Origin of the sequence: Streptococcus sp. HMSC065C01, assembly GCF_001813525.1 — a bacterium.
Classification (GTDB): domain Bacteria; phylum Bacillota; class Bacilli; order Lactobacillales; family Streptococcaceae; genus Streptococcus; species Streptococcus parasanguinis_V.
Genome location: NZ_KV812859.1, coordinates 208316 through 223860 on the forward strand (window position 1 = coordinate 208316; position 15545 = coordinate 223860).

The following is a 15545-nucleotide window of genomic DNA, read 5'->3' on the forward strand; positions in this document are numbered from 1 at the left end:
AATCACCTTTTTGTTAACCTCCATTATAACAAATTTTTTAGTATTCTTTTATCCAAAACCGTCCTTTTTCTGATATAATGTTAAGGTGTAAAGAAACAAGGGGAGGCACCATGAAACAGGTCTTTTTATCGACAACGACTGAATTTAAGGAAATAGAGACGCTGGAACCTGGTAGCTGGATCAACCTTGTCAATCCTTCCCAAAGTGAATCGATGGAAATCGCCTCTGCTTTTAACATCGATATTGCCGACTTACGGGCACCACTCGATGCGGAAGAAATGTCTCGTATGACCATTGAAGATGAGTATACCTTGATCATCGTCGACGTCCCCATCAAGGAAGAGCGGAACAATCAGACCTACTACGTGACGATTCCGCTAGGGATTATCCTGACAGAAGAGGCTATTATCACGACTTGCTTGGAGAAATTGCCGCTTCTAGATATCTTTATCAACCGACGCTTGCGGAATTTCTATACTTTTATGCGATCGCGCTTTATCTTTCAGATCCTCTATCGTAACGCCGAACTCTACTTGTCTGCGCTTCGTACCCTGGATCGAAAGAGTGAACAGATTGAAAGTCAATTGCACAAATCAACGCGTAATGAAGAGTTGATTGAGTTGATGGAGTTAGAAAAAACCATCGTCTACTTTAAGGCCTCTCTGAAAACCAATGAGCGCGTGATCAAGAAATTGACCAGCGCCACTAGTAACATCAAGAAATACTTAGAAGACGAAGATCTGCTGGAAGATACCTTGATCGAAACCCAGCAGGCCATTGAGATGGCGGATATTTATGGAAATATCCTACACTCCATGACCGATACCTTCGCATCAATCATCTCCAACAACCAAAATAACATCATGAAGACCTTGGCCATGGTAACCATCGTCATGTCCATCCCAACCATGATTTTCTCAGCTTACGGGATGAACTTCAAGGACAATGAATTACCGCTCAATGGAGAACCAAATGCCTTTTGGCTGATCATTTTCATCGCTTTTGCCCTGACCGGTTCTCTCGTCGTCTACCTCATCCATAAAAAATGGTTCTAACACCTACTAATAACACTAAGGAGTATTTATGTCTCAATTTGATTTGAATCAACTCAGCAAGAAAAACCAGGAATTTATCCGCATCGCCAAACACCAATTGCTTGAAAACGGGAAATCAGAGGAAGAAGCAGAAAGCCTCATCCAAGAAATCCTTCCAGCTATCCATGAAAACCAAGGAAAAGGGATTCCGGCACGGACTCTTTTTGGAGCTCCAACTGTTTGGGCGAATTCTTTCAGCGAGAAAGAACGCTATGAAAAAGAGCATCCGAAATTAAACGATGCTCCCTCCCTTATGATTTTGGATTCCTTCCTCTTTATCTTTGGTGTCTTTGCTGCGATTAGCGCCTTTATGAACTTGGTTGCACCGCGTCGTACTGGCTATGGTTTGATCACCTTGATCCTTGGAAGTTTGACAGGTGCTCTGCTCTTGTATCTCATGTACTACTTCTTCTATCAGTATATGGATGGCACAAAAGATCGCAGTGAGCGTCCCTCTCTTTGGAAATCCATGCCGATTCTTGTCGGCGTCATGTTCCTTTGGGTCATCGTCTTGTCCTTTACCTCATTACTTCCACAAGTCCTCAACCCAACTATTCCAGATGTTTTTGCCATCGTTTTAGGAGCTCTAGCGCTTGTCCTTCGCTTCTACCTCAAGAAACGCTTTAATATTAAAAGTTCGAGCACAGCACCTGCAACTCGACGCTAAAAAGAAACGGATGAAGTTTTCATCCGTTTTTGTTTTACTGTATTTCCCTGTTCAACCTTTTTGAAAAATAGAGGACTAAGTCATCATTGTTTTCACAAGAACTGTAAGGGGCCAAGGGGCGATCCCTAAACCAAATTCCAGATCCATCTGGGATATAGCCTCGTTTAACATACAGTCTTTGAGCTGGGCCATAACCCGAGTGTAAACCAACCCCTAAAGTAACAATCTCTGATAGTAGCCGGACTCTTTTTTCCGCCTCTTCTAAGAGTTGATTCCCAATTCCTCGACTTCTAAATGGCTCAAAAACATTAAAATCAGTTAGTTCAGGATAGACTCCCACGAAAGGGCCGTGCTTGGCAGCAGGCAATATAGTGATATAGCCTGCCACAAATCCATCCGACTCAGCTACTAATACGTGCCTTTCTCCATTATCCTGATCCTGAAAATAGCTGGTCAAGATATCCTTTCTACCCGGCCACCCTTGGTGGATAAAGGCTTGAGAAATGTGCTCAATATCTGCCTTTATCATCCTCCTGATGATTACACCTTCCTTCATAGTTCCCTCCTTGATACATTTCTTCCCACATTATAACACGATTAGAGCTAGGGAAAGGTCAAAGAGGTCCACCGGACCTGAAAAAAAGACCCACCAGGGTCTTACTCGCTTTCTTGTTTTCAAGCTCGTGAAAAAGAGGTCCCCCGGACCTCTTTTTTAATCTTCGTTTACGAAAGGCATCAAAGCCATTACGCGAGCGCGTTTGATAGCTGTTGTTACTTTACGTTGGTTCTTCGCTGAAGTTCCAGTTACACGACGAGGAAGGATTTTCCCACGTTCTGAAACGAAACGGCTAAGAAGCTCAGTATCTTTGTAATCGACATATTCGATTTTGTTTGCTGCGATGTAATCAACTTTTTTACGGCGTTTGAATCCGCCACGACGTTGTTGAGCCATGTTTAATTCTCCTTTATAGTTTTAATTCGTTAAACCCATTCTTAGAATGGAAGATCGTCGTCTGAGATATCCATTGGATTAGCTCCAAATGGATTTTCTTCACGACCAAAGTTTGGCGCTGCATTGCTTGGTTCAGATCCACCAAAGCTTGGAGTTGCATTTCCAGCAAAACCACCGTTGCCTGATGAATAGCCACCACCTGCATGCCCTTCGCGTGCTGCACGGCTTTCCAATAGTTGGAAGCTGTCTGCTACGACTTCAGTGACATAAACACGTTGACCTTGCTGGTTTTCGTAATTACGTGTTTGAATGCGACCGGTAATCCCAATCAAAGCACCTTTCTTAGCCCAGTTGGCTAAGTTTTCTGCTTGCTGACGCCAGATCACACAGTTGATGAAATCGGCTTCGCGCTCTCCATTTTGACTCTTGAAGTTGCGGTTGACAGCTAGGCTGAAAGTAGCAACTGCTTGATTGCTTGGAGTGTAGCGAAGTTCAGCATCACGGGTCATACGACCGACAAGTACAACATTGTTAATCATAAGTCACCTCTGATGATTTCTTACGCGTCAACTTTTACGATCATGTGACGAAGAATGTCACCGTTGATTTTTGAAAGACGGTCGAACTCGTTAAGAGCTACAGCGTCGTTCGCTTCAACGTTTACGATGTGGTAAAGTCCTTCACGGAAATCTTGGATTTCGTATGCAAGACGACGTTTTTCCCAATCTTTTGATTCAACAACAGTTGCACCGTTGTCAGTCAAGATAGAATCGAAACGTGCTACCAAAGCGTTTTTAGCTTCTTCTTCAATGTTTGGACGAATAATATAAAGAATTTCGTATTTAGCCATTGATAATGTTCCTCCTTTTGGACTAATGACCCCCTGTCTTTGCAAGGGGTAAGTGAGGTTTACTCACAAGAAACTATTATACCAGACTTTTCGAACAAAGGCAAGAATTATCTTTAGGATTTGAAAAATGATTCTGGACGTCCCCTTCGAGAAAAAAGAAAGAAATGTCCTAAAAAATGACATTTTATAGAAGAAACCCCTCCCCTTCTTTCTCCTCTTTCCTTAAAGAAAACTGATATCAGTTAGCTTTAAGCTTGAGTCTTTATACTAGCTACAACAAATCTCAAGAAACGAGGAACGATTATGAATTATATTATCATCCCCGCCTATCAACCGGATCTGAATCTTGTCAAACTGGTTCGCCTGGTTCACGCTAAGAGCGATCTCCACATCATCGTCATCGACGATGGGAGTGACGCTGACAAGAAAGTGATCTTTGACAAATTAGAGGGTCTTGCGACAGTTCTGACTCATGAGCACAACCAAGGAAAAGGACAAGCACTCAAGACTGCTTATGCCTACATCCTAGAAAGAGGCACCTATGGAAGCATTGTTACAGCTGATGCAGACGGTCAGCACAAAATTTGGGATATTTTCAGGGTTGTTAACCAATCTCAAGAGCATCCTGGAACACTTATTCTAGGAGCACGCGCCTTCTCTGGAAAAGTTCCTTTGCGTTCTGCTTTCGGAAATAAATTGACTCGTTTCTTGTTTAAGCAACAAACAGGGGTCGCTGTGACAGATACGCAGACTGGCCTTCGAGCCTTTACAACCAACATGATCCCCTTTATGTTAGAAATCGAGGGACAACGGTATGAGTACGAAATGAATGTACTCCTCGCAGCAAGCAAATCCTTCCCCATCGTGGAAGTTCCCATCGAGACGGTCTACATCAATGACAACGAAGGCTCCCATTTCCGACCTATTCGAGATGGCCTCATGATCTACAAGGACATGTTCAAGTTTGCCCTCTCCTCTCTGAGTAGTTTTATCGTTGACTATCTGGTCTACGCCTTCTTCCTTTTCGTGATGATGGCCGTGCCCATTAGTCTGCGTATTCTCCTAGCGAATGGGATCGCTCGTGTGACGAGTTCCATCTTTAACTACTCGACCAATAAGCACCTGGTCTTTAAGAATAAAGATAGTGTCGCTAAAACTGGAAGTGGCTACTTTGGTCTAGCTCTTGGCCTCTTTATTCTCGATACGCTCTTGATTCGACTCTTCTATACTGCTTTCGGGCTCAATCTCCTGATCAGTAAGATTGTCGTCGGCTTCCTCCTCTTTCTGGTCTCATGGGTGATCCAGAAAAAAGTGATCTTCAAAGAAAGGACTGCTCCCCACCATGAAATTCTTTAAAAAATCCTACACCTATGCTGCCTGCTTTGGCCTTCTTTTGACCAGCAGTTTTAGCTACTCGATGCTCAAGACCTTTGTCTTATCCGATGCCATCCAAACCGTAAAAGCTACGACTACGGACACCAAGGCAGCCAAAAAAGCAGCTGCATCGGCTACAACGACCGATACTAGCTATTCAGATGACAATATCCAGGTGAACCTAACAGAAAAAACGGTTGAAAATACCCAGGTTTACATTGCAGATATCACAGTCAGCTCATCTGACTACCTCAAAACAGCCTTTGCACAAAACACTTACGGAACCAACGTGACTGCTAAGACCTCTGTCACAGCCGCCAACAACAGTGCCATTCTAGCAGTGAATGGTGACTATTACGGGGCTAACAGTACAGGATACGTCATCCGAAATGGAGTGGTCTACCGCGATACCGTTCGGGAAGATGCAAGCAATGGTGACCTAGCCATTTACAAGGATGGATCCTTCAAAATTATCTACGAAGACGAGATCTCTGCAGATCAATTGGTCAAGGACGGGGTCGTCAATCTCCTCGCTTTCGGTCCTTCCTTAGTTGAAAATGGAGAAATTACTGTCGATACCAACTCAGAGGTTGGGCAATCTATGGCATCCAACCCACGGACAGCGATTGGGATCATCGATGAAAACCACTACATTATCGTCGTGTCAGACGGACGGACTTCAGAAAGTGAAGGCCTGTCTCTCTACCAATTAGCAGAAGTGATGAAGTCTTATGGCGTTAAAACAGCCTACAACCTGGATGGGGGTGGATCTTCTACCCTTTACTTCAATGGCCAAGTTATTAACAAACCAACAACAAATGGTACTATCTCAGAAAGGGCGGTGAGTGACATTGTCTACATCGGTTACTAATCCTATTAAACAACGGTTTAAAAAAACGATTCTCTGGTACACTCTGATTTCAGCTTTCTTCTTCGTTGGAAGTCGCATTTACGAACACTTTAGTTTTGGCGAAACCTCCGCCTTCATGCACTACCTCTTCTTGATTCCTTTGATCGGTGGCGCCCTACTAGTGGCTCTACAGTTGATGGTGAAAGGCTTCTCTCGACTGAGTCTCAATCTTTGGAATTCAGGAGTAGCTACGCTCACAGCCGGGGCCCTCTACCGAGGGATTGTCAACCTCTCTGGTCGATCTACCACAATGGATCAACCCTATTATTACCTTGGAGTTGCCTTTCTAGCACTAGCTCTGATCAGCCTCTTCTTTGTCCGCAGTGTCTGGGTGGAAAAAACAGCCTAAGATATCAAAAACGTCCGTTTCTTAAAAGAACGGACGTTTTTTAGGGTAACTTAACGGATGAAGAACTTAGCCTTCACGTTTTTTGCTGGCTACAAATCCTGCTAAAGCTAGTGAGGTCATGCCAAAGAGGCTAAGGACGGTTGAAGCCAATTCATCTTGACCTGTTTTTGGAAGACCAGTTGCTTGTGTAGCAACTACTTCAGCTTGACCACCCGTATGATAAGTGACAGCGACTGGTTTGTTTGTTGCCACTTCTTTTGTTTCGCTTGCAGCTGGTTGAGCTGGAGTTACTGGAGTTTCGGATACTACTAGTTGGTCTGGGGTCACTGGGATTTCTGATTGACGACTTGGCACTTCATCTATCACTAGTGTCGGATTTTCTGGTTGAATCCATGGTTCTACAATCGCTCCACTGTGTACCTCTGGGTTTGGCTTGATAACGTCTTTGACCAAAGAAAGAAGATGGTAGTTGATCCGATTGCTCACTTCATAAAGGAAATCATTTTCCGCAACATGATAGCCTGCCGGGAGATCGACATGGACACGATAGGAACCGTTCATCAGCATCGTCTCAAAGCGCAGAAGATCATAGATGCTTTGTGGGAGAAGTCGGCTGATACCGTCATTCCCTACCACTTTTACAACCGTTCCGGCTGGGACTGGCTGATCAAATCCAATGGTCAATTTATTTTCATCTAAATAATGGAAGGCAAAGGTTACTTTTGGATGTGGATTCTCAGGTGAAACGGTCACCTTTTTCACCAGCTCTGTTCCCCAATCATAATGGTAATCAGATAGGGTGATCTTGGCTGTATAAGTACCAAAAGGCAAGTCTGGGAAGGTGCCACCATTATAGGAAGCATTGAACTCTCCTTCCACTACACGTCCTTGGTCGTCCACCACTTGGTAACGAACGACGGATGGATAATAAGAAATGACTTCGCCACTGCTATCTGTGAAGACGACTTCTAGGGTACCCTTTTCAGCCTTCGGTTTTTCAGACTCTGTCTCACTTGGTTGTTCATCTGAACTGGTTTCATTCGTCGGAGTCGTTGCCTCTACTTTCTTTCCTTCAATGTCCATCTCAGTGGTATTGTAGACCTTATCCCAGATGGTATAACGAACAGTAGAAGGGTCCACTCCTTCTGGAAGAAGATAGCTACCATCCTCTTGGGGTTCCAAGGCCACTGTTTCCCCATCTTTGACGTAGGACAGATAAGTCCCTGCTAAACCACTACCGGTTTCAAGTACCTTACCTGGTCGGAAAATCCGTGTTGCTGGATCGTACTGAGCACTTCCAGACTCGATGCTTGGAGCCGTATTGTCAATCTTAACCTTGAAGTTAAGCTCTTGTTGCTTGGCCCCTGAAGCAGTTGGACGGTAAGTGATCACAAATTGGTATTCCCCATCTGGTAATTGCTTGCCGTCTTTGTCCAAGCCTTCCCAAGAGATTTCATAAAACTCTTCACTGCGATTCCCAATCCGGTAACTCCAGTCCGTCTTACGATGTACTTCATTTCCGACCTCGTAAATTGGATTAGCACGAGCTGTGTCATCCTTCTTGTAGACTGATAGGTGTACATTTTCAACATTGCGAAGCATGACGGCTTTTACCTTGACACTATCAAAGCTGGAATCGTTGTTCGGAGAGAAGTAGAGTTGATCCCCGTCAAAGCGATCCCCATCCTGACCAAGAGTTTTGGCTACGGACTCTCCATTTTCATAGACATAACTAATCAAAGAGGTAAAGTGATTGTCTGGATGACGCTCTGGAGTTTCTGGGACTTTTTCATCTGGATAATCGGTCTTATCCTTGTAGTAGTAAAACGGCTTGTCGCTACCTGTATATTCGTAGATAGGCTTTTCAATGCCACGCAGATTTTGGTAATCCCCATGGAAACCAACATAAGGGAGGCTGACCAGATGTTTTTGGGTGCTGGCATCTTTAACCAGTACAAAACCTTCTAAGAAATAACCATTTGGCATTTGCTTGCTGAGCTCTTCCTTGTACTTGCTTGCATCAACTGCTACGTGGATGGTCCGCTGACCATTGGCTGGGATAGTGACCGTTTCCTTACCGTCTAAAGTTTCTAATAGACGAGGATGGAGGGTGAATTTGCCATCTTGAACTTGATCTGTCTGAAGAGTGGTTTCATATCGAACAGACTTATCTTGATTGGAAAGATTGTGGATGGTCACATCAAATTCAAAGGTATCTGTGACATTGCCAAGTGTCAGGCTACTTTTAGCATCTTTTGCCGTCACATAGAGATCACCTAGTGCCGCAGCTGTGACATCCATAACCCCCGCTCCTTGCTGACGAACAGAGGAATAGGCATGCGTTTCCTCATCTACATGAGGGATCGCTGTACTCATAGTCATTTGTTTGACTAGAACCTGTAGTTGTTCTGGGCTAAGATGAGGGAAGCGCTCCTTCAAGGCTTGTTTCACCAGTACAGTGGCTCCCGCAGCATGAGGAGAGGCCATGCTGGTTCCCCTATCCATATAGTACTCCCCATTATTAACAGATGAGTAGATCATTCCTCCTGGAAGGGTGACATCCGGTTTGAGATCCCCATCAGCTGATAGCCCCCAAGAGGAGAAGTCAGATAGTTGATTGGCTGCATCGTAAGGCACACGTTTGAATTTATTGGCAATATGGAGCTGGTAATCATTGGCATGTTGAGCCAAAACAAGTCCAGCAGCGTGGCCAATAACCCCAACTGGGAATCGTTCCCCCAGTCCTTCTAAGTCAAAGCTTACAGGATTATTGCCCTGCTCTTTAGTCTGGTAGAAGATCACCCCTGTAGCACCAGCTCTTTTCAGCTCTTTGACCTTATCCACATCCGAAACTTCGCCACCTCGCTCCGTAAGGACTAAGTGCCCATTGATACTATCAGCTTGGTAGTGGTCGATCCCTCCCTTTTCCACATGGAGATAGCTTTGAGAGATGGTTGTCCGAAAGGCGTCACGTTCTACAAAGGAATGCATCGGAATCTTGCCCTCTGGGAAGTCTTTTGAATCTTTTAATGCATCTACGGTCAAACTTGCTTCTGTCGACTCATGCTTGGTTAGACTATTAATAGACGCGACTGAGATGACATTTGGATTGACGGAAGGCGTCCCTGTCATTCCGTAATCTGGTGTGGTGGCCAGTGGCTTGCTGTGCCAGAAGCCATTGGTCGCCATATTGGTAGAAGCGACTGTAATGGTTACTCCCGCCTTTCTTGCTGTATCAAAGGCCTGGCGAGTGATCTCTCCAACATCATAAACAGAGCCTGAAGCTGTTCCCAAACTCATATTGATGGAATCCGCCCCTAATTTGACCGCATCTTCTACCGCTTTAGTGTAGATGAAATTTTGAACTTGACCTCCCTTGGTATCTGAGAAAACACGTAGAAACATCAGTTGGGCTTCTGGAGCAACACCACGGATAATTTCACCATTTGGAGAAGGTTGAGAAGCGTTTCCCACAGCAGTTCCTGCTACGTGAGCCCCGTGTGAAATTGGATCGTCTTCTTTGACATTGTCGTCCATATCACTGTAGTTATGAATGTAGACAATTTTATTGTTGTACCATTTGCCGTAAGTGATCCCCGCTTTTTTCTTAGCCTCTTCAATTTCCGCTTCACTCTTGTACTTGGCCTTACTGATATCTGTCAGACGAAAAACATCATGAGCAGGGTCCACACCGGAATCAATGATCGCAACTACCTGCCCTTGACCCTTGATTCCCTTATCCCAGAGGGGTTGTAAATTGATCAGACTATTTTCTTCACTGACCTTGGTCGTAGTTGAAGTCGGTGATGTAGGTGTAGGCTGTGTTTCCGCCACTCTGGTCCGACCAAGTGGAGCATAATCTACAGCGTCTACACGCGCTAGTCCCCGAATCTTTTTAGCATCTCCATAAGTCGTCTCTAGAGCCAAGCCGTTAAAAAGCAGATTAAAGTCATATAATTTTTTAAATTGAATGGATTGCTTTTCGAGCTCTTTCAAAAACTGTTCATGATCCTGATTGGTTTTTTCGATGCGAGTTTCTTTTGAAGTCGGAGATACTTCTCCAATGCCCTCAGAAACCTTTTCTTTCAAGCGAACCAGCACCTCAACTGGGCTTGTTTCTTCTAAATTTTCCTTTACTGGCTCAATAGAAGTCGTAATTGGAGTAGCAACCCCATTTTCTTTTGGCGCTTCCGCAACAGAAGGCGAAGCCTTCTCTGCTTCTACTTGATTTGTAGCCGAACTGCTTGTATCGATTGAAGATGAAGGTAGAGACTGATTTGTCTTTTCCTTACTCTCAATCTCAGCTGTAGCAAGGTTTTTAGAAGCAGTATCTTCTATAACTGAAGTGGGCATACTGTCCTTGGTAGCCGGAATCGGTTCTGCTGTTTTCTCATCTGTTGCTGCGGTTTCTGGCACCACTACAGAAGGCTCTACGACAGAGGGTGTTGGTACGATCGTATCAGCTGAAACGGCTGAACCCATTAGAAAGGTACCAATCAAAACAGAAGCGACTCCAATTGCGTATTTACGAATGGAAAAACGCTGTTGTCGATGAAATTCCATAAAAACTCCTTTTTACACACTAGGTTAAGGTAGCTTCACACTACCTTAACCCTTATTTTATTCTTGCAACTAAACTAATAGAAGATTATCCTTGATCTGGACGATTTTTCTTCAAGCGGATAGCACCAAAAGTGAGAAGAAGAACCATCAAACCTACCATCCCTGTTTGTTCATTTTCTTGTCCTGTATTTGGAAGAGAAGGTGATGATTGACTTGAGACCTCTTTAGTCGACGGATCCATTTCTGATACTCTTTCAAGATCTTTCTGGAACATTGGACGGATATCTGTCTTTTTCGCGACTATTGGATGGCTATCGATTACAGCCGGTTGTTTTCCTTTTTCACCTTCTTGCGTCATCGTTGACGGTTGAGGAGATGGAATAGAAGAAGATGGGATAATTGGATCTTCTACCTGGTCATCTGAAACTTCGATAAAACTGGTCAAGTAACGATTGATACGCTCACCAACTGTATAGAAGAAGTCGTTTTCCACTGCACGATAACCTTTTGGTAGATCAATATGGATCTGATAGTCTCCATTCACCAGAATCTTTTCAAAGGTCTTCGGTTCATAAAGAGTTTGATCCAACTCCACTTTCTGACCGGTCTTTTTATCGATGGCAAAGACGCGGGTGCCGTTTGGAAGTTCTTTATCAAAGACGAGATCAAAGCGATTTTTGTCGATATAGTGGTAGACAAATTTGACCACACCTTCTGGATGCTCTTTGCTCAATTCAACTGTTACCGTTGTTGGAGAAGCCCAAGAGTAATTTTGGTCTTGACCGACGACTTTTACAGTATAGGTTCCAAATGGAAGAGTTGGTAGTGGATCTTCATAATAAATATTAAATTCCTTATCAATCCGATTTCCTTTGCTGTCAAACACTTGGTAACGCATCATTTCTGGATATTGATTGGTCGCCTCTCCTTTTTCATTGACAATTTGTACTTCTAAACGGCCGACTGTAGCTTCACTAGTTTCATGTGTTGGACTTGCATCCTCTGTTCCGGCTTTTTCAGTCGTACTTTCTTCCGAGACAGTCTTTCCATCCAAAGTCAAGGTATTGGTATTATTGACCTGATCCCAAATATAGAAACGCACTGTTTTTAGATCGACTCCTTCAGGGATGAGATAGGTTCCATCTTCGTTTGGAGTGATTTCTACTTCCTGACCATCTTTTTGGTAGGAGAGGTATTTACCAGCTAGCCCACTACCCGTTTCAACAATCTCACCTGGCTTAAAGAGGCGCGTTGTTGGATCATACAGATCCTTGGTGTTAGCCAATTGTGGCACTTGCTTATCGACCTTGACCTTTAAGACAATCTCTTGAGGTTTGGCACCAGGTGTGCTTGGACGATAAGTGACTACATATTGATAGTCCCCATCTGGAACAAGCTGATTGTTATTGTCCTTGCCTGCCCACTGTGTCGCATAAAGAATCTTACTACGATCGTTGATCCGCCAGCCATAATCTGATTTTTTCTGGCTCTCATTGCCTTTTTCAAAAATTGGATGTTCTCTCTTGATATCATCCGCACGATAAACTGTCAGGTGAATATTGTCCACATTTCTTAAGACCACTGCATTGAGTTTGACACTATCATAGGATCCATCATCATTTGGCGAGAAGACGAGCTGATTTCCATCGTAATGCCCATCTTTTTCTCCCAGGACAACCTGTACTTCTTTGCCCCCGCGCCAAATAGTGCTGACCAAGGCTGTAAAGTGATCTCCTGAGTCTTTTTCAGGGTGTTCCGCTTTTTCATTTGCGTAATAATAGAATGGTTTTTCATCCCCAGTGAAGGCATAGATAGGTTTTTCAATTCCTGGTAAATCTTGATAGTTCCCTTTAAAACCAATATATGGAAGACTCACTAATTCTTTCTTGGTTTTGGCATCTTTAAAGAAGACAAAACCTTCTAAAAAGTAACCGTTTTTCATTTGATTGGTGAGCTCACTTGTATAGTTACTAGTATTCACAGAAATCGGAACCGTCACACTTCCCATAGCTGGTACATAAATGGTTTTTTCGCCTTCTTGATCCAGTAGTTGGCGCATCTTCAAGGTAATACGTCCATTTTCCACTTGATCCGTATTAACGACCGTATGGTAAGTAAATTCTTTTGCTTCTGAACTAAGATTATGCACAGTGACATCAAATGTGAAGGAATCCTTGACATTGCCAAGAGTCAGACTGCTAGTTGTTCCTTTCCCACCTGTTACAAAGACATCGCCAAAGGCTGCAGCTGCAGCATCCATAAGACCAGATCCTTGTTGGCGGACAGAGGAGTAGCTCTTGCTTTCCTGATCAAAATGAGGTTTGGCTGTACTCATGACTAATTGTCGCAAAAGCGTATGGATTTGCTCTGGGCTATAATTTGGGAATCGTTGTTCTAAGGCTTGCTTAATCAAGGCTGTCGCCCCTGCCGCATGAGGTGTCGCCATACTCGTACCTGCATCCATATCATAGGAACCATCTGGAATCGCTGAATAAACCATTCCCCCAGGAAGGGTAACATCTGGCTTGAGTTTTCCTTCAGCAGAAAGCCCCCAACCAGTAAAGAAGAGCATCTTGTTTGCTTCACTATAGGGTACTTTCTTAACTTCTTGATGGAAAGTTAGCTTGTACTCTCCAGCATGAGAAGCTAGCTCTTTTCCGATAGAATGACCAAGTACACTGACAGGATAGAAGGATCCCCAATACCCCATGGAAAGATTTTGAAGAGTATCTCCTTGTTCCTCATTTTGATAAACGAGGACCCCTTTTGCTCCAGCTTGTCTGAGGGCGTTGACCTTATCTTCATCCGTTACATCGCCACCACTTTCAACCAAGGCAATTTTGTCTTTTACAGCAGCATTTCGATAAGTGTCTTCTCCGCCTTTTGGTACTGAAACATATGTTTGAGGACCTTCTACTGGGAAGATCAACCGATAAACGGGTAAATCGACCAAGCCGTTTTGGAATTCTTTTTTATCCTTTAAAGCTGGGATTTCAAGGCGAATGGTCGTTTCGTGATTGATATTATTATTGAAGGCGCCAATGGCAAGAACCCCATCTTCAATGGAGGGTTCATCGATCGTTCCTGTATCTGGAGCATCTGCTTTTGGTTTGGCCTGCCAATAACCACTTACAGCATAGTTTCCTGCTGCGGCATTGATAACAACACCGGATTTACGAGCGAATTCAAAGGCTTGACGAGTTAAGGGATTAGTGTCTGCTTCAGACCCATTGACCCCACCAAAACTCATATTGATGGTATCTGCACCTAGTTTAACCGCATCCTCAACTGCTTTGGCTACGATAAATCCTTGTTCCGTCATTCCTTTCTTATCAGAGAAAACACGCATAAAGATAAGCTGAGCTTCGGGTGCGACGCCTTTTAAATATTCACCAGTTGGGACTGGTTTTGTCGCATTCCCCACAGCCGACCCTGCCACGTGGGTCCCATGTGAACGCGGATCATCTTCTCGAATCTCATCGTTCATATCAGAGTAATTGTAGGCATAGACCACCTTATCGTTGTACCATTTCCCATAAGTAATGCCTGCCTTTTTCATTGCCGCTTCCATCTGCTCTTTATTCTGGTATTTGGCTTTGCTTTTATCGGTTAAACTAAAGAAATTATGGTGGACGTCAAGGCCTGTATCTAAAACGGCTACCACCCGACCTTGGCCCTTGATTCCTTTATCCCAAAGGGGTTGCAGATTGATCAATTCATTCTCATCGCTCACCTTTGTAGGAAGAAGGGTGTTCTGCTTATTTGAGCTAGGCTCTCCATCCGTTCTAGCCGTCAATGGGGTAATTTCCACCTTTTCAACACGTGCGAGTTGCCGAATCTTCAAAGCATCCTTGTACTTGGTTTCTAAAACGAATCCATTAAAAACCAAATCAAAATCTGCCAATTTTTTGTACTGAATTCCTTTTTCCTTCAATTCATTTAATACAGTTTCCTTGATTGGAGCATTATTCTGGATCTGCTCTGCAATACTTGGAGACGTTGCCGTCTCTTGCTTCTTCGTCTCCAAGCGTACCAAGGCCTGAACAGGGGCTTCATCTGCCACAGTTTCTGAAGTACTTTCTTTATTTTCTACTGGATTCGCTTCTGGAATAGATTGATCCTGCTGCTCTTTCTTTTCAACAGCTTCTTTTTCAGGTATAGGATCCGAGACCGGTTTTGTTGGAGTCTGTGAAGGGGCTATCTCAGGAGTTTTATCAGGTATGGGTTGCTCTTGTGAAGAAGTTTCAATATTGACTTTATCAGTTGGAAGAGCTGCAGCTGAGTCTTTGTCCTGACCAGCTGTCGGATTCACTGCCTGACTTTCTTCTTTTGCTACGATAGCAGGAGTATTCAGTTGCCCTTCCTGCTCCTCAGCCAAAACAGTCGCACCACAAAAAAGGCATCCGACAAGTACCGATACCAAACCGACTGCATATTTACGGAAAGAAAACCGTTGTTGCCTTTCACTTCTCATCTACATGACCTCCTATGTCATTATTATATTTGTAAGCGGTTGCTTGCTTCCATTTTAGCTCTTCTCTCTATCAAAGTCAATAAATTATAGTAAAATTCCTAAGGTATAATAAATGATTGATTCTTCTGAAAATTCCACCCATAAATAAAAAAGAAGCTCCCTGTTGGGAGCTCCTGATTCTTTTTATCGAGAATTTTTTGACCCTATTGCTAGTCTCTTTTTCTCTTAACCTTCACGTTTTTTGCTAGCTACAAAGCCTGCTAAAGCTAATGAGGTCATACCAAAGAGGCTAAGGACGGTTGAAGCCAATTC

Annotated in this window: 11 protein-coding genes; 5 read left to right on the forward strand and 6 right to left on the reverse strand. The window is 43.7% G+C overall.

What is annotated here, in order from left to right:
• The first annotated feature begins 110 nt into the window (after nucleotides 1–110).
• Both HMPREF2918_RS09610 and HMPREF2918_RS09615 read left to right on the forward strand, forming a co-directional pair.
• On the forward strand, nucleotides 111–1055 hold the full coding sequence (locus HMPREF2918_RS09610) for a magnesium transporter CorA family protein (protein ID WP_031576884.1): 945 nt from the start codon (nucleotides 111–113) through the stop codon (nucleotides 1053–1055).
• A gap of 28 nt (nucleotides 1056–1083) precedes the next feature.
• The gene (locus tag HMPREF2918_RS09615) at nucleotides 1084–1761 is read left to right on the forward strand and encodes a DUF1129 domain-containing protein (RefSeq protein WP_031576885.1); all 678 of its coding nucleotides are present in this window, start codon (nucleotides 1084–1086) and stop codon (nucleotides 1759–1761) included.
• A 34-nt stretch (nucleotides 1762–1795) separates the two neighbouring features.
• On the opposite strand, the gene HMPREF2918_RS09620 is transcribed toward HMPREF2918_RS09615, so the two are convergent.
• The 4 genes from HMPREF2918_RS09620 to rpsF all read right to left on the reverse strand — a co-directional run bounded on the left by HMPREF2918_RS09620 (nucleotide 1796) and on the right by rpsF (nucleotide 3563).
• The gene (locus HMPREF2918_RS09620; RefSeq protein ID WP_070595429.1) at nucleotides 1796–2317 is read right to left on the reverse strand and encodes a GNAT family N-acetyltransferase; all 522 of its coding nucleotides are present in this window, start codon (nucleotides 2315–2317) and stop codon (nucleotides 1796–1798) included.
• Between the two features lie 156 nt (nucleotides 2318–2473).
• Complete coding sequence (gene rpsR / locus HMPREF2918_RS09625) at nucleotides 2474–2713, reverse strand: 30S ribosomal protein S18 (RefSeq protein ID WP_000068664.1); 240 nt, start codon at nucleotides 2711–2713, stop codon at nucleotides 2474–2476.
• Between the two features lie 41 nt (nucleotides 2714–2754).
• Nucleotides 2755–3252 carry a single-stranded DNA-binding protein gene (locus HMPREF2918_RS09630; RefSeq protein WP_003008622.1) on the reverse strand — a complete coding sequence of 166 codons (498 nt, stop codon included), beginning with the start codon at nucleotides 3250–3252 and terminating at the stop codon, nucleotides 2755–2757.
• 20 nt (nucleotides 3253–3272) lie between these two features.
• The gene (rpsF, locus tag HMPREF2918_RS09635; RefSeq protein ID WP_003005040.1) at nucleotides 3273–3563 is read right to left on the reverse strand and encodes a 30S ribosomal protein S6; all 291 of its coding nucleotides are present in this window, start codon (nucleotides 3561–3563) and stop codon (nucleotides 3273–3275) included.
• A gap of 303 nt (nucleotides 3564–3866) precedes the next feature.
• On the opposite strand from rpsF, the gene HMPREF2918_RS09640 reads away from it, so the two are divergent.
• From HMPREF2918_RS09640 to HMPREF2918_RS09650, 3 genes are read left to right on the forward strand one after another with little or no spacing between them, the layout of a single operon-like run.
• Nucleotides 3867–4919 carry a bifunctional glycosyltransferase family 2/GtrA family protein gene (locus tag HMPREF2918_RS09640; RefSeq protein ID WP_070595431.1) on the forward strand — a complete coding sequence of 351 codons (1053 nt, stop codon included), beginning with the start codon at nucleotides 3867–3869 and terminating at the stop codon, nucleotides 4917–4919.
• Entirely contained in the window at nucleotides 4906–5808 is a 903-nt protein-coding gene (locus tag HMPREF2918_RS09645) for a phosphodiester glycosidase family protein (protein WP_070588705.1), read from the forward strand. Before HMPREF2918_RS09640 ends, HMPREF2918_RS09645 begins: the two co-directional genes overlap by 14 nt.
• The gene (locus tag HMPREF2918_RS09650; RefSeq protein WP_070589696.1) at nucleotides 5789–6196 is read left to right on the forward strand and encodes a hypothetical protein; all 408 of its coding nucleotides are present in this window, start codon (nucleotides 5789–5791) and stop codon (nucleotides 6194–6196) included. Before HMPREF2918_RS09645 ends, HMPREF2918_RS09650 begins: the two co-directional genes overlap by 20 nt.
• Before the next feature lie 66 nt (nucleotides 6197–6262).
• Here the strand turns inward: HMPREF2918_RS09650 and HMPREF2918_RS09655 are convergent, their stop codons facing one another.
• Nucleotides 6263–10759: an SGO_0316/SGO_0317 family LPXTG-anchored serine peptidase gene (locus HMPREF2918_RS09655; RefSeq protein ID WP_070595432.1), complete on the reverse strand. Its 4497-nt coding sequence runs from the start codon at nucleotides 10757–10759 to the stop codon at nucleotides 6263–6265.
• Between the two features lie 85 nt (nucleotides 10760–10844).
• Nucleotides 10845–15233 (reverse strand): SGO_0316/SGO_0317 family LPXTG-anchored serine peptidase, encoded by a 4389-nt coding sequence (locus tag HMPREF2918_RS09660; RefSeq protein ID WP_070595434.1) that lies wholly within the window; start codon nucleotides 15231–15233, stop codon nucleotides 10845–10847.
• Nucleotides 15234–15545: the final 312 nt, after the last annotated feature.

Coding starts and splice junctions, on each gene's coding strand:
- HMPREF2918_RS09610 (WP_031576884.1), top strand. CDS start 111: ATGAAACAGGTCTTTTTATCGACAACGACTGAATTTAAGGAAATAGAG.
- HMPREF2918_RS09615 (WP_031576885.1), top strand. CDS start 1,084: ATGTCTCAATTTGATTTGAATCAACTCAGCAAGAAAAACCAGGAATTT.
- HMPREF2918_RS09620 (WP_070595429.1), bottom strand. CDS start 2,317: ATGAAGGAAGGTGTAATCATCAGGAGGATGATAAAGGCAGATATTGAG.
- rpsR (WP_000068664.1), bottom strand. CDS start 2,713: ATGGCTCAACAACGTCGTGGCGGATTCAAACGCCGTAAAAAAGTTGAT.
- HMPREF2918_RS09630 (WP_003008622.1), bottom strand. CDS start 3,252: ATGATTAACAATGTTGTACTTGTCGGTCGTATGACCCGTGATGCTGAA.
- rpsF (WP_003005040.1), bottom strand. CDS start 3,563: ATGGCTAAATACGAAATTCTTTATATTATTCGTCCAAACATTGAAGAA.
- HMPREF2918_RS09640 (WP_070595431.1), top strand. CDS start 3,867: ATGAATTATATTATCATCCCCGCCTATCAACCGGATCTGAATCTTGTC.
- HMPREF2918_RS09645 (WP_070588705.1), top strand. CDS start 4,906: ATGAAATTCTTTAAAAAATCCTACACCTATGCTGCCTGCTTTGGCCTT.
- HMPREF2918_RS09655 (WP_070595432.1), bottom strand. CDS start 10,759: ATGGAATTTCATCGACAACAGCGTTTTTCCATTCGTAAATACGCAATT.
- HMPREF2918_RS09660 (WP_070595434.1), bottom strand. CDS start 15,233: ATGAGAAGTGAAAGGCAACAACGGTTTTCTTTCCGTAAATATGCAGTC.